This is a genomic window from Chitinophaga ginsengisoli (genome assembly GCF_003014595.1).
GTDB classification, from domain to species: Bacteria; Bacteroidota; Bacteroidia; order Chitinophagales; family Chitinophagaceae; genus Chitinophaga; species Chitinophaga ginsengisoli.
This window is the reverse complement of the sequence record NZ_PYGK01000004.1, coordinates 75,336-89,139: the sequence shown is the minus strand read 5'-3', so window position 1 is coordinate 89,139 and position 13,804 is coordinate 75,336. Positions and strand designations below refer to the sequence as shown.

Here is a 13,804-nt window from a genome sequence, read left to right as displayed (position 1 = left end):
TGTGGGATGCGAGAGATCTATCCCCTTTCGGTGAAGGGAATGCATTTATTCACATGGAAAGGATGCGTAAATTATTTCTTTCCCCGGAGGATGCGTTTTACTGCTTTACCCAGTTTATTCAGATTAGCCAGCTGTTCCTGTATAGGCGCCAGCGTAAGGTCTTCGGGTTGCACACCTGCTTCAATGTAATCCATCTCCGTCTGTTCAGGATAGATCAGCACTATGCTGTTGGCGGGAAAATGCTTACTTAAACGTCCGGGCATGCCGTCGAGATAAGGATGATGAGAAAGTGTTCCTTTACGGGCAGCTACAACCATGAGGAGATCATTCTTTGTGATGTCCTTCTCAAGCTTTAAAAGTTCTTCAATATTGCTGAACGGTTTGAATGTGATCTCTATATTCAGTTTAAACTGTTGCAGATAAGCTTCCACAGCAGCCTGTGTTTTGGCACAACAGCACAGCAGCAATCTTGCCCCTATCTGTTTACTGAGCAGAAAAACCTTTTGTATATAGTGAAGAAATCCTATTTCATATTCAGCATTCTTAGGCATGACGAGCACCAGTTTACGGGTGGTGTTCAACGGATAGTGGAAATCGCATACATAGACATTCTCCCACACACTCTGTAGTACGTTATCGAATGTGGTACCGAAGATAGAGCCGAAGAGGCGCTCTGTGGTAGTGGTTTTATCCGGCCAGCCCAATACCACATCTGTGATCATCAGTTCTTTTGCAGCACGTGCAATACCATCAGAAACGTTGAGATCAACACGTGTCACTGCCTGTACTTTACTTTCAGTAGCGCCGGCATACATCACAGCGGCATCCATGATCTTGCCCGTCAACGCTACCTTCTGCTTTGCCTCCGCATCATCCTGTACTACAGCCAGCGGATAAATAGGCGTACTCGCATCAGGGTCCTTGATCATTAAAGCAAAGTCCAGCAGTGATTCCATATGCCCCTGCCGGGAAATAGGCACCAGTACTCTTTCCGGCGTCTCTTCTTCTGCAGGTTTACGATCAGCTTCCACAATAGCCAGTTTACGGCCTGCACTCTCTGTCACGAAAGAACTTACCAGGCAGGTAACCAGGATCAGCACCACAGTCCCATTCAGTACATTCTCGTTGATGATACCCATGTTGAAGCCAATGAGTATGACAGCGATCGTAGCAGCCGCATGCGAGCCGCTCAATCCGAAGATAACATTGCGTTGTGTGGGTGTATAACCAAATGAAAGTTGCGTAAAGAAGGCTGCGCACCATTTGCTGGTCAAGGCCATCGTAGTGAGCACACCGGCTATCATCAGGGCTTCAGGGCCTTTCAGCAATACCCGCAGATCGACCAGCATTCCTACACTGATCAGGAAGAAGGGAATGAACAAAGCGTTGCCTGTGAATTCTATCCTGTTCATGAGCGGAGACGTATGCGGTATCAGCTGGTTCAGGGCAAGACCTGCCAGGAACGCGCCGATGATGCCTTCCACACCTGCCAGTTCGGCCAGGAAGGCGGCCAGGAATACCAGCGCCAGTACGAATATGAAGTGGGATGTTTTGTCGTCTTTGATCTTTTTGAAGAACCAGCGTCCTATCATCGGGAATATCCAGAGTATGATAGCACCAAACACAATGAGGGATACGGATAAACGGATCCAGAAATGTGTGTTGAGGTTACCTGCTGCTGCACCGGTGATGATCGCCAGGATCACCAGCACGGCCGTATCAGTAATGATAGTACCTCCTACAGCAACAGTGACCGCTTCATTTTTGGTAATACCCAGGCGGCTGGCCAGCGGATAAGCTACCAGTGTGTGGGTCGCAAACATGCTGGATACCAGCAGCGTGGCCATGAAATTGAAGTGCAGCAGGTAAGTGCAGACAAAATATCCGGAGATAAGCGGAATAAAAAAAGTAAATGCGCCAAAGACGAGACTGCGGTGGCGGTTCTTTCTGAACTCAGTCATATCCAGCTCCAGGCCGGCAAGGAACATAATGTAGAGCAGGCCGGCCTTTCCAAACAGGTCAATACTCCCCTTCTCAATGATCTTGAATCCATGATCACCTATTGCCATCCCCGCTATTATCAGCCCTATTATGCTCGGAATACGGAATTTACGGAGTATGATGGGAGCTAACAGGATGATAAACAATACCAATGAGAAAATCGGAACCGGATCTTTTAATGGTAAGCTGATGTCCATCAATAATTTAGTGCCGTTCAATACATTCATAACCTACGCTTCTAGTGACCACAATAATAATAATTATCATCCAATGCTTACCGATTATGTTAACCCCATGATTCTCAAAATCATTGCTGTAGCGTCGGTTTAAAACTTTCCTATTTAATTTAACGATTATTAGCTGTAGTTTTGTGTAAAGTTTTTACCGGATTATGAGCCAGCGTAAGCAAACAGGCACGCAAACAAAAGAATGGGAAGATGTATTGGTGGCTGAGGATGAGCAGTTCCCTTTCAGCCTCATTGTATGGAATGATGAGGTTAACACCTTCGACTGGGTGATCCAATCTTTGATTGAAGTGTGCGATCATTCCCCGGAACAGGCTGAACAATGTGCTTTGATCATTCATCACAATGGCAAATATGCCGTAAAACAGGGTGAATTCTCCCGCCTTCGCCCTATGTGCGAAGCACTGCTTGACAGGGGCATCAGCGCTACTCTTGAAGAAGCAGTTGAAAGCTAATGCCGGTATTCCAGCTTACCAATGATCTGATTTTCCCACCTGTTGATCTGGCCGAGCCGGATGGACTGTTGGCCTATGGTGGGGATTTGTCGCCCGACAGATTACTGCTGGCTTACAGTGAAGGTATTTTCCCCTGGTATAATGAACCTCCTGCTCTCTGGTGGTGCCCCGATCCAAGATTCGTATTATTTCCCAATGAGTTGAAGATTTCCGCCAGCATGAAACAGGTGCTGAAGAAGGGCATATTCACTTTTACCATCAACAAAGATTTCCGGGGAGTGATCAGGGGCTGTAAAGAGGCGCCCAGGCCTGGTCAGGATGGCACCTGGATCACTAATGAGGTGGAAAACGCCTATACGGTGCTGCATGAAACCGGCTATGCACATTCCATAGAATGCTGGCAGGGTGATGAGCTGGTGGGCGGCTTCTACGGCATACAACTCGGCGACTGCTTCTTTGGCGAGTCTATGTTTGCCCGTGTCAGCAATGCCTCCAAAGCGGCCTTTATCACCTTTGTACAATACGCAGCGCAACAGGGCCTGGAAATGATCGACTGCCAGGTGTATACAGATCATCTGGCCTCGCTGGGCGCAAGAATGATATCCCGCGAAGACTTCCTCCACATCATCAAAAAATCCCAATAAAAAAACTCCGCCCCATTGTACATGAAGCGGAGTCTGTTTTTATACTGATCGTACTTACTTCTTCTTACTATAAGTTCCCTCAAAGAAACAACGCACTCCCCTATAAGCGCCACAGCCGCCTATTTCCCTGATGCTTACCTTACCGGAAGCAAACTGGAAAGCAATACCACAGGATGTTTCCTTGTCTTTGTATTCGCCTTTGTTAGCGCCTGTATAATGTCCTGTTCCAGACAGTTCGCCTTTACAACCTGTCTTTTCTTTTGTGAAGGAAATGAAGAACAGGAATGATTTCGGATCTTCTCCGTCACGAATAGATACGATCGCAGTTTCGCCGGAAAGGTAATCGCCCGACAGTTTATGCTTAGCTGCCAATGTATCGATCGGGTTGAAGATCTGACCAGCAGCGGCTTCTCCGTTGCTGTTGGTCATGATCAGTGTGGTCTTCCCATCTTCTGCAACACCATAGAAGTCTTCCCTGGTGGCAGTATGGCCCGGGCTCAGTTCTTTTTCGTTGGTGATCTTGATCACCTGACGGGTATCTATAGAGAAATAATGCTGATCTGCTTTGTCGTCCACTTTGGCAACGGTCAGGCGGTTCAGGTAATGCCCTTTTTTATCGAGGAAGCATACGTACGCTGTGTTTGTTGCTTTACCCACTGCCTTTACTACAAAATAGTTCACGTTAGCGCCATCTATGGCCGCCAGCGGATAGAACTTAATAACAGTGCCTTCAGGAAAGTCTGATTTACCCAGGGTATCAATCAGGAACTGTTTCATTAATTCCGGCGAAATAATCGTGGAATCAGATGATTTTTCCCGTAATGCTTCCGGGGTCAGTTTGTAAGGTAGTTTGGCCGGAGTAAATAATTGGCGGAAATCTTCAAACGTCAATGCCTCTTTTCCTGAATGCTTCTTTTTTGATCCACAACCGGCCAGTAAACCGATAGTCAACAGCGCTAACACGAGCTTATTCATGCGTATATGCTTGTTTATTACGGCCGAAAAGTTAGAGAAAAAAATGATATGATCAAAATAAGGGTCCTGCTCTGCCCGTTGTATTTGTAATTCTCACACCTTTTATTTAGATTTACCTAAACTTTATTTTAAGGAATGATGAATTTGTCGATAGCAGAGGAGAATTACATTAAGTCAATTTATAAACTGGAAGAAGAGGGACAGGAAGCGGTTTCAACCAATGCACTAGCCGGTGAACTGGATACCAAGCCGGCGTCGGTTACTGACATGGCTAAAAAACTCAAAGAGAAAAAACTCATCGAATACGAAAAATACCAGGGTATCAATCTGACTGCCGAAGGGAAAAAGGCGGCACTATCCATCATCCGCAGGCATCGCCTGTGGGAATGTTTCCTGGTAGATAAATTGTTATTCAGCTGGGAGGAGGTACATGAGCTGGCGGAAGAGCTGGAGCATGTACGGAGCGAAAAGATGACCAATCGTCTCAGCGAATTCCTGGGTAACCCACAGATAGATCCTCATGGCGATCCTATTCCTGACGCCCAGGGTAAAATGGGCAAGCCCCGTACACATACGCCTTTGCATAAAGCCAAAGCGAAAAGACTGGAAGTGGTAGCCGTTTCTGACAAGTCAACCGCGCTACTTGAATTCCTGAATGCCAAAGGTATCAGGTTAGGGACACAACTGGATGTCATAGAACGGTATGAGTTTGACAACTCTATCGAACTGAAGATCCGTAATCAACCTGCCTTTACTATCAGTGAGCAGGTCTCAAAAAATATAATGGTCAAACCGATATAAAGCAGTCAGCAGACGATAACATCCGGCCATTAACACGCATACAGGTCACTCCTGACACATTGTACAAGGAACAACCGGCAGAGGTCTGCGACTGCATAACAGCTAACATATGAATCATCAGCACACAACCTCGTTAGGCGAAGTTCATCAGAGTGTAGATACTACTGTGCCCAGCACCAGCCGCTGGCGTAAACTGCTGTCATTTTTTGGTCCTGCCTATCTCGTCAGCGTAGGCTATATGGACCCGGGCAACTGGGCTACCGACCTGGCAGGCGGCAGCCAATATGGTTATACATTGCTGTGGGTGCTCTTAATGAGTAATCTCATGGCCCTCCTGCTGCAATCGTTGAGCGCCCGTCTCGGCATCGTTCGAGGAAGAGACCTGGCGCAGGCCAACCGCGAAACCTATCCCGCCAGCGTTAATTTCACCTTATACATACTGGCCGAAGTGGCCATTGCAGCCACCGACCTGGCAGAAGTGCTGGGTATGGCCATCGGCATACAACTGCTGACAGGCCTGCCCCTGCAATGGGGCGTAAGCATCACCGTACTGGATACCTTCCTGCTGCTGATATTACAGCGCTATGGTATCCGGAAGATGGAAGCCTTTATCATTACCCTGGTGGCGATTGTAGGCGTATCCTTCCTGGCAGAACTGGTAATGGCCAAACCTGTCATGAGTGAAGTGGTGACAGGCTTTATACCCACCATTCCCGACAATACCGCTTTATACATCGCTATTGGCATCATCGGGGCGACTGTGATGCCACACAACCTGTACCTGCATTCAGCGCTGGTACAGACCCGTAAGATCCAGCGGGATGAAAAGGGTATCCGGCAGGCACTGAAACTCAACTTTATAGACAGCGCTGTAGCCCTGAACCTGGCCTTCTTCGTGAATGCCGCCATCCTGATACTGGCGGCGGCGGTATTCTTCAAAACCGGCCGTACAGATATTGCCGAGATACAGGATGCACACCGTTTGCTGGAAGGGCTGCTGGGCAGTAAATGGGCCCCTGCCCTCTTTGCCATTGCACTGATTGCTGCCGGACAAAGCTCCACCGTTACAGGTACACTGGCGGGGCAGATCGTTATGGAAGGTTACCTGCGACTGCGTATCAATCCCTGGCTGCGCCGCCTCCTTACGCGATTGCTGGCTATCATCCCGGCCCTTTTCGTAATACTGATCGCCGGTCCGGAGAAAGTAGGCGAACTGCTGGTATTCAGCCAGGTACTGTTAAGTTTACAACTCGGCTTTGCCATCATTCCTCTCATACATTTTGTAAGCGATAAAAAAACCATGGGCAGTTATGCCGTGGGACCGCTGGTGAAAATCATCAGCTGGATCATCACAGCCGTACTGGTGTACCTCAATACCCGCATGGTGTATACTGAAGCAGCAAAGTATATCAGCAATAACGGTAATATCTGGGTGGATATCCTGATCATTGCAGTTGGTGTGGGTTTCCTGGCACTTATCGCTGTTACGATAGCCTACCCGCTTATCAGCCGTTATCAGCAGAAGGCATCTTCACGTATTCATACTACACCTGATTTCTCACTGGGAGATATTCAGCCACCTGTATATAACCGCATTGCGCTGGCGCTGGACTTCAGCAGAGACGATGAAAGGATCATCTCTAATGCACTGGCCCATGGAAATCCGATGACGGAATACCTGCTTATACATGTAGTGGAAAGCGCCTCTGCGAGATACCTGGGAAGAGAGTCTGACGACTTTGAAACGAGGAAGGATAAAGAGCAGATGCAGGCTTATATCACGCTGCTGCAAGCAAAGAATATCAGGGCTAAAGGACTATTGGGTTACCGGCACCGTGCGGAAGAAATTGTGAGGATCGTAAAAGAAGAGCGGGCTGATTTCCTGGTACTTGGCGGCCATGGACATACCGGTATCAAAGATTGGATCTATGGTGAAACCACCAACCAGGTGAGGCATAAAGTAAGAATACCTGTATTGGTAGTACAATAAAAAAGAAAGGGAAAGATGGTAAACATCTCTCCCTTGTCTCCTGAAAAAAGCAATATATCTTATAATCCTAATGCTGCTTTCAGCCTCGGATATCCTGTCTTGCTCACCGGTACTTTGGCGCCGGTCTTTAAAATGGCCAGGTGGTTTTCCTTTTCATAAGGTTCAATACGCGTCACCTGGTTAATGTTCAGCATGTAGGAACGATGTACACGCGCAAACTGCTGCGGGTCCAGCGAAGTCTCGAAGAACTGCATAGTCTTGTTCTTCAGGAAAGTTCCTTCCGGCGTTACTATTTTCACATAATCATCCGCCGCTTCCAGGTAGTGAATATCCTGTACGGGAATGATCTTGATCTTACCACTGATCTTCACCACTACTCTATTACTCTGCAATGGTGATGCAGCTGCTGTTTCCAGCACAGCGGCCGTTTGCTGCAGTTCATCTGCTACACGACGGTCCAGCCATTTCTGTACTGCCTTATCAAAACGTTCTTTTGAAAATGGTTTCAGCAGATAGTCTACTGCATTCACTTCGAAGGCACGGATAGCATGTTCTTCGAAGGCAGTAGTGAATATAACAGCGGGCAGTTCTTCCACCAGTTCCAGCATTTCAAAGCCATTAATTTTAGGCATCTGTACATCAAGGAAGATAATATCCGGCTGTTGTTGTTGTATCGCCTTTAACCCTTCAAATCCATCTCCGCATTCCTGCATCAGTTGTACCTGCGGAAAGGATAGCAGGTATTCCTTTACAATCTCACGCGCCAGGGGTTCATCATCAATTATTACTGCTTTTATCATATAGTTGCGGCACTTTAATCAGGGTAGTAAAAATGTTTCCGTCTGCGGTTGCTTCCAGCAGGTCTCTTCTGGCAAATAACAGGTAGAGCCGCCGTTCGATAGACGAGAGCCCAAAGCCTGTACCTCTGTGTGTTTGCAGTTCAGGATCAAAAGGGTTCTGCACCTGTATATAGAGCATGTCATCTGTCTGCCATGCGGTAATTGAAATCGTAATAGATTCTGTTGTATCATACAGTCCGTACTTGATGGCATTTTCCACAACAGGCTGCAGGAGCATTGGTGGAAGCATCAAACGTTCTGTATCATCATCCGCAGTAATTTCCGTAGCTAAACGGTGACCAAAACGCACTTTTTCTATGTCAAGATATAACTGCAGATACTGTAGTTCTTCCGGCAGGAAGATCCATTGCTGATCTTCACGTTTGAGTGTGCCGCGCAGGAAATCGCTCAGCTTCAGTACCATTTCCCTTGCCTGCTGTGGGCGTAAAGCGATCAGCGCATTGATGGAGTTCAGACTGTTGAACAGGAAGTGGGGTTGCAGCTGCTGTCTCAGTTTATACAACTCTGCCTCTCTTGCCAGTCGCTCCGTAGCTTCCTTACGTGCCAGCTCTTCCCGCTGATCTTCCATACTGTACCACATCATGTTTTTAAAACCCAGCGCCACAATCACCAGCCAACCTATGATGAAACGTATGGGGAGCGCAACGATCAGCCAGTGCTGATAATAAGTTACTGAATCAAAGATGTGATACAGGGTACAATAGCTGAAGGTTTCCCATGCGATTGTAAGTCCTGTACAATAGGCCAGCAGAAAAATGTATTTACCTTTTGCCGGCCGGTAATGCGACATACTGAAACAAACAGCTACACCTGTTAAGCCCAGCATCACATTATGCACTACGCTGTCCGTCCATGCTATACTGTCGCTGATGTTAAACCAGCATATCAACAGATAGGCATGCAGGATGGTAAACACGTAGGTAGTACCTATTAAAGCCCATCTGAAAGATTTGTTTGCCAGTAGTGGATTTGCCAAAGAGTCTGAATAAAGATGAATAATGAATTAGGCGCGTACGTCCAGCAGTTGCTGTCCTTTCAGGTGATTCGCCTTTACCTGTAACCAGGAAATATAAGCCTTGGCATCTCCTGGTTCTTCAATGCGTGAATAGAGTTCCATACCATCGCCCAGGTTATCCAGCACATTCACTTCCGGTACGCTGATGAAGCGCCATTCTACCAGTTCCTGTCTTTGATTTCTGAAAGCATATTGTTCCTGAACGCCTATCTCGCTGGCACGTTTCCATGCTTCATCACGGGTATTAGCACTAATCAGTCGTAATTGTTCGTCAAACTGTGGGTGATGATCTCCATTTCCGGTGATGATCTGGTAAACGATCTTCGCTACAAACCATTGCATAAGATATGATTATTAGAGGATGAAATAAAGTTGATCAGATATAGTTTTTAATCTCAATTCCGCCGAAAATGCAGGTGCCTTTGATCACGAAGATCTTGTCGGAATTGTTGGCCAGTAGTTCTACCGGGCGTTTGTCGGTTACGCCACCCATGATGGTGTGCATATCCAGGCGTACGTCCCAGTTGGCCGGCACGATCAGTTCAATACCACCGAAGATGCAGGTGGCATCAAATTCGATCCTGTCCTCGAAATCGGCCTGTATCAGGTTAAAGTCGGCGCCTCCGAAGATGGCTACTACCTTTCCGCCTTTAAACTGTTTGGATACCACGACCCTGTTCTCGCCGCTGAAAATAACGGAAGAGTCAACATAATCTTCTACCGTAGTACCCGGGGGCAATACCCGTCTGTCCTTCATGGTAGATTCCTGTCTTTTCCCGAAGATCAGCGCCAGGCCGACTACAGTAAAGATAGCAGGCCATATGAACCGTGTAACATCGTATGAGAGATACACATATTCTTTTATCATAAAAATGGTGCCCACGAGTATCATGATCAAACCGCCCCAGTTCTTGAAATTGCTCATTACCAGCACAATGACGCCTATCGTCATCAGCAATGTCTGCCAGGAAAATACCCACTCAGGGACATTTGGATCAAGGGTCCTTACGAAGAGGAAAATACCGATCAGTAAAAAGATGATGCCTTTGCCGAATTTATAGCCCTCGTTTCTCTCAGTTCTTCTTAACTCTCTCCCGGCTCTTCTTTCAGCTATCCTTTTCGCCCGCCTTTCGTCTTTCGTATATTCTTGGTTATCCATAGATATTTAACATTTACGATACAAACTTAGGAAGAGCGCGTGGGTTATGAAAGCCTATTTAGGCTAACAGGATGCTCATTCCCGGTAAACGACATGAAAAAGACGGTAAAAATGATCAGTGTAAGATGGCGGCCATTATACCGGCTAATTTACCGGCCCAGATGGCCATTTCCTTACCGGAGTAATGTAGTCCGTCGCTGGCCACCAGGCTGGGATCTGTGGCGGCTTCCCGGCTATCGGCGGTAATATCGAGATAGTGCACCCGGAACTTCTTGGCAATACTCTTATTAGCAGCGTTAAAAGCGTCTATTTCCTCGCCGATCTGTTGTCTGTCGCGACCTTCGGCGAAGGGTACCACCCCCCAATCTGGTATAGACAGGACCACTACCCTGTCGGAGTGATCTCCGGCAAACCGGATGGCTTGTTTCAGCAGGCGGGTGAACTCTGTCTTGTATTCTGCTACACTACGGCCACGGTATTGATTGTTCACCCCAATGAGCAGGGTCACAATACTGAAGGTATCGGTAATGGCCGCCTCATTGACAGCAGCTTCCAGTTCATCGGTGGTCCAGCCTGTTTTAGCGATAATGCGGGGAGCAGCAACGTGAATACCTTTTGCCCCCAGCAGCCCGGCCGCCTGTACGGGAAAACGGTGCTCTTCAGGCACACTTTCTCCGATTGTATAGCTATCTCCCAGGGCCAGATAGGTAAAATTGCTGACAGCAGTGTCCTGGGAATGTTGATTACCCGGTATCATAGGGATCTCTTCTTTTTTAGTAGCTAAAAATAAGAAAAAGACCATAGAACATATATAGTAGCCCATAAGATGTGTGGATTCCGTACCTTTGCGCTCGATTAATATAATTACGAAACTCGTAAAGAAACTGTTTTATGCCGGCAGAAAAAATATCAATGACCAATGGCCAGTTACAGGTGCCTAATCATCCCATTATTCCTTTCATTGAAGGTGACGGAATAGGACCTGATATCTGGCGGGCGAGTGTGCGTGTATTTGACGCAGCTGTTGAAAAAGCCTATGGTGGAAAAAGAAAGATAGAATGGAAAGAAGTGCTGGCTGGGGAGAAAGCCTTTCAGCAAACAGGTGAGTGGCTGCCAAAAGCAACACTGGATGCGTTTAAAGAGTACCTGGTATCCATCAAAGGACCGTTGTCCACACCAGTAGGTGGCGGTATCCGCTCCCTGAACGTGGCAATGCGCCAGGAACTGGACCTCTATGCATGTGTACGCCCTGTACGTTGGTTTGATAAAGTACCTTCTCCGGTGAAACATCCTGAAAAGGTAGACATGGTGATCTTCCGCGAGAATACGGAAGATATCTATGCCGGTATAGAATATATGTACGGAACGCCGGAGGCTGAAAAGCTCCTGAACTTCCTGCAGAACGAAATGGGCGTGAAGAAGATCCGCTTCCCGGAAACTTCCTCCCTGGGTATCAAACCGGTGTCCAAAGAAGGTACTGAAAGGCTGGTACGTGCCGCCCTGAAGTATGCGCTGGAAAAGAAACTGCCTTCCGTGACCCTGGTACATAAAGGGAATATCATGAAATTCACCGAAGGCGGCTTCAAGAACTGGGGTTATGAACTGGCGGTACGTGAGTTCGGTGACCAGGTATATACCTGGGAACAGTGGGAAGCTACCAAAAAAGCCAGCGGTGAAGAAGAGGCTAACAAAGAACTGAATGTAGCCATCGCACATAAAAAACTGATCGTGAAAGACGTTATCGCAGATAACTTCCTTCAGCAGATCCTCCTGGCGCCACAGGACTACTCCGTAGTAGCTACTCTGAACCTGAACGGCGACTACATTTCTGATGCACTTGCTGCTGCAGTAGGTGGTATCGGTATCGCCCCAGGCGCTAATATCAACTACCTGACCGGTCATGCTGTATTTGAAGCTACCCACGGTACTGCACCGCGCTTCGCCAATACAGACACTATGAACCCTAGCTCCGTTATCCTCAGCGGCGTAATGATGCTGGAATATATGGGCTGGAAAGAAGCTGCAGACATCATCACGCACGGCCTCAGCACTGCGATTGCACGTAAACGTGTGACCGTAGATTTCTATAAGCTGATGGACGATGCTACCCTGGTAAAAACCAGTGAATTTGCAGATGAAGTGATCAAGCACCTGTAACCCTACAGGTTAGATAAAATATAGAGTTCCGCTTTTCAAGGTGTAGGTTAGACAGCAATAATTCATTTTTTTGTCAAAGAATTGTTGCAATGCCACCCTGTGAAAAGCGGAACTTGTAAATTATACCCGGTTATCGTATATTTCACGATTATCAAATGAACACTCGTATCTAATTAAAAATCAAAGTCGAAATGGCAGAAAAAATCAAAGTCGCCAACCCGGTCGTTGAACTGGATGGAGATGAGATGACGCGGATCATCTGGAAATTCATTAAAGATAAACTGATCCTTCCTTACCTGGATGTTGATATCAAATACTTTGACCTTGGCATGGAACATCGTGATGCTACCAATGACCAGGTGACCATTGATGCTGCTAATGCTATCAAGGAAGTAGGTGTTGGTATCAAATGCGCTACCATCACCCCTGATGAAGAGCGTGTGAAGGAATTCAAGCTGAAACAGATGTGGAAGTCTCCAAACGGAACTATCCGTAACATCCTTGACGGTACTGTATTCCGTGAGCCAATCGTAACCAGCAACGTACCACGCCTGGTGCCTAACTGGACAGCTCCTATCTGCATTGGCCGTCACGCTTTCGGCGACCAGTACCGTGCTACTGACTTCGTAACTAAAGGTAAAGGTAAACTGACCATCAAGTTCGAAGGCGAGAACGGTGAAGTGATCGAGCATGAAGTGTTCAACTTCAAAGGCGACGGCGTTGCCCTGGCAATGTACAACACTGACGAGTCTATCAAAGGCTTTGCACGTGCTTGTTTCAACCAGGCGCTGATGAAAAAATGGCCGCTGTACCTGAGTACCAAGAACACCATCCTGAAGAAATACGATGGCCGTTTCAAAGACATTTTCGAAGAGATCTACCAGAACGAATTCAAAGCTGAATTCCAGAAAGCAGGCCTGACCTATGAGCACCGTCTGATCGATGACATGGTGGCAAGCGCACTGAAATGGAATGGTAACTTCGTATGGGCTTGTAAGAACTACGATGGCGACGTTCAGTCTGATACTGTTGCACAGGGCTTCGGTTCACTGGGTCTGATGACTTCTACCCTGATCACTCCTGATGGTAGTGTAATGGAAGCAGAAGCTGCACACGGTACTGTAACCCGTCACTACCGCGACCACCAGGCTGGTAAACCAACTTCTACCAACCCTATCGCGTCCATCTTCGCATGGACCCGTGGTCTGGAATTCCGTGGCCGCCTGGACAAAAACCAGGAACTGATCAACTTCTGTCATGCACTGGAAGCTGTTTGTGTTGAAACAGTAGAAAGCGGTAAAATGACAAAAGACCTGGCTGTATGTATCCACGGTAACAAAGTTGAGCACGGAAAGCACTATCTGTACACTGAAGAATTCCTCCAGGAACTGGATAACGCACTGAAGGCGAAACTGAAGAAGTAAACCACGTACGTCATACTGATATAGAAAAGAGGTTGTATCAATGATACAACCTCTTTTTATTTACGCCGGTTTCGGTAT

The 13,804-nt window shown here is 47.2% G+C and carries 13 protein-coding genes; 6 read left to right on the top strand and 7 right to left on the bottom strand.

Annotation, left to right across the window (positions count from 1 at the left end; all coding sequences use genetic code 11):
- Positions 1-71: 71 nt before the first annotated feature.
- A complete protein-coding gene (locus CLV42_RS11205) occupies positions 72-2,228 on the bottom strand; it encodes a cation:proton antiporter (RefSeq protein ID WP_106602013.1) in 2,157 nt (718 codons plus the stop codon).
- A 164-nt stretch (positions 2,229-2,392) separates the two neighbouring features.
- On the opposite strand from CLV42_RS11205, the gene CLV42_RS11200 reads away from it, so the two are divergent.
- Both CLV42_RS11200 and aat read left to right on the top strand, forming a co-directional pair.
- Entirely contained in the window at positions 2,393-2,701 is a 309-nt protein-coding gene (locus CLV42_RS11200; protein ID WP_106602012.1) for an ATP-dependent Clp protease adaptor ClpS, read from the top strand.
- Complete coding sequence (gene aat / locus CLV42_RS11195) at positions 2,701-3,345, top strand: leucyl/phenylalanyl-tRNA--protein transferase (RefSeq protein ID WP_106602011.1); 645 nt, start codon at positions 2,701-2,703, stop codon at positions 3,343-3,345. The genes CLV42_RS11200 and aat overlap by 1 nt, the downstream gene beginning before the upstream one ends.
- 54 nt (positions 3,346-3,399) lie before the next feature.
- Here the strand turns inward: aat and CLV42_RS11190 are convergent, their stop codons facing one another.
- Positions 3,400-4,320 carry a hypothetical protein gene (locus tag CLV42_RS11190; protein WP_106602010.1) on the bottom strand — a complete coding sequence of 307 codons (921 nt, stop codon included), beginning with the start codon at positions 4,318-4,320 and terminating at the stop codon, positions 3,400-3,402.
- A 135-nt stretch (positions 4,321-4,455) separates the two neighbouring features.
- Between CLV42_RS11190 and CLV42_RS11185 the strand changes: the two genes are divergently transcribed.
- Complete coding sequence (locus CLV42_RS11185; protein WP_106602009.1) at positions 4,456-5,121, top strand: metal-dependent transcriptional regulator; 666 nt, start codon at positions 4,456-4,458, stop codon at positions 5,119-5,121.
- Between the two features lie 109 nt (positions 5,122-5,230).
- The gene (locus CLV42_RS11180) at positions 5,231-7,111 is read left to right on the top strand and encodes an Nramp family divalent metal transporter (protein ID WP_106602008.1); all 1,881 of its coding nucleotides are present in this window, start codon (positions 5,231-5,233) and stop codon (positions 7,109-7,111) included.
- Between the two features lie 59 nt (positions 7,112-7,170).
- On the opposite strand, the gene CLV42_RS11175 is transcribed toward CLV42_RS11180, so the two are convergent.
- The 5 genes from CLV42_RS11175 to CLV42_RS11155 form a co-directional block, all read right to left on the bottom strand.
- Positions 7,171-7,911, bottom strand: coding sequence for a LytR/AlgR family response regulator transcription factor (locus tag CLV42_RS11175; protein ID WP_106602007.1), 741 nt, complete (start codon positions 7,909-7,911; stop codon positions 7,171-7,173).
- Positions 7,889-8,947, bottom strand: a complete 1,059-nt coding sequence (locus CLV42_RS11170) for a sensor histidine kinase (RefSeq protein WP_211303432.1) — start codon at positions 8,945-8,947, stop codon at positions 7,889-7,891. Before CLV42_RS11170 ends, CLV42_RS11175 begins: the two co-directional genes overlap by 23 nt.
- Before the next feature lie 27 nt (positions 8,948-8,974).
- Positions 8,975-9,328, bottom strand: a complete 354-nt coding sequence (locus CLV42_RS11165; RefSeq protein ID WP_106602006.1) for a DUF4288 domain-containing protein — start codon at positions 9,326-9,328, stop codon at positions 8,975-8,977.
- Between the two features lie 34 nt (positions 9,329-9,362).
- Positions 9,363-10,145 (bottom strand): LiaF transmembrane domain-containing protein, encoded by a 783-nt coding sequence (locus tag CLV42_RS11160; RefSeq protein ID WP_106602005.1) that lies wholly within the window; start codon positions 10,143-10,145, stop codon positions 9,363-9,365.
- 115 nt (positions 10,146-10,260) lie between these two features.
- Positions 10,261-10,947 carry an SGNH/GDSL hydrolase family protein gene (locus CLV42_RS11155; protein WP_245901609.1) on the bottom strand — a complete coding sequence of 229 codons (687 nt, stop codon included), beginning with the start codon at positions 10,945-10,947 and terminating at the stop codon, positions 10,261-10,263.
- 89 nt (positions 10,948-11,036) lie between these two features.
- On the opposite strand from CLV42_RS11155, the gene icd reads away from it, so the two are divergent.
- Together icd and CLV42_RS11145 are read left to right on the top strand one after the other, a co-directional pair.
- On the top strand, positions 11,037-12,302 hold the full coding sequence (icd, locus tag CLV42_RS11150) for an NADP-dependent isocitrate dehydrogenase (protein ID WP_106602003.1): 1,266 nt from the start codon (positions 11,037-11,039) through the stop codon (positions 12,300-12,302).
- A gap of 191 nt (positions 12,303-12,493) precedes the next feature.
- Positions 12,494-13,726: an NADP-dependent isocitrate dehydrogenase gene (locus tag CLV42_RS11145; RefSeq protein ID WP_106602002.1), complete on the top strand. Its 1,233-nt coding sequence runs from the start codon at positions 12,494-12,496 to the stop codon at positions 13,724-13,726.
- Positions 13,727-13,804: the final 78 nt, after the last annotated feature.

Bases quoted from the DNA above. Each gene is read 5' to 3' on its own strand.
- CLV42_RS11175 (WP_106602007.1), bottom strand. From the start codon at position 7,911: ATGATAAAAGCAGTAATAATTGATGATGAACCCCTGGCGCGTGAGATT.
- CLV42_RS11145 (WP_106602002.1), top strand. From the start codon at position 12,494: ATGGCAGAAAAAATCAAAGTCGCCAACCCGGTCGTTGAACTGGATGGA.
- CLV42_RS11205 (WP_106602013.1), bottom strand. From the start codon at position 2,228: ATGAATGTATTGAACGGCACTAAATTATTGATGGACATCAGCTTACCA.
- CLV42_RS11200 (WP_106602012.1), top strand. From the start codon at position 2,393: ATGAGCCAGCGTAAGCAAACAGGCACGCAAACAAAAGAATGGGAAGAT.
- icd (WP_106602003.1), top strand. From the start codon at position 11,037: ATGCCGGCAGAAAAAATATCAATGACCAATGGCCAGTTACAGGTGCCT.
- CLV42_RS11165 (WP_106602006.1), bottom strand. From the start codon at position 9,328: ATGCAATGGTTTGTAGCGAAGATCGTTTACCAGATCATCACCGGAAAT.
- CLV42_RS11155 (WP_245901609.1), bottom strand. From the start codon at position 10,947: ATGGTCTTTTTCTTATTTTTAGCTACTAAAAAAGAAGAGATCCCTATG.
- CLV42_RS11185 (WP_106602009.1), top strand. From the start codon at position 4,456: ATGATGAATTTGTCGATAGCAGAGGAGAATTACATTAAGTCAATTTAT.
- aat (WP_106602011.1), top strand. From the start codon at position 2,701: ATGCCGGTATTCCAGCTTACCAATGATCTGATTTTCCCACCTGTTGAT.
- CLV42_RS11180 (WP_106602008.1), top strand. From the start codon at position 5,231: ATGAATCATCAGCACACAACCTCGTTAGGCGAAGTTCATCAGAGTGTA.
- CLV42_RS11190 (WP_106602010.1), bottom strand. From the start codon at position 4,320: ATGAATAAGCTCGTGTTAGCGCTGTTGACTATCGGTTTACTGGCCGGT.
- CLV42_RS11160 (WP_106602005.1), bottom strand. From the start codon at position 10,145: ATGGATAACCAAGAATATACGAAAGACGAAAGGCGGGCGAAAAGGATA.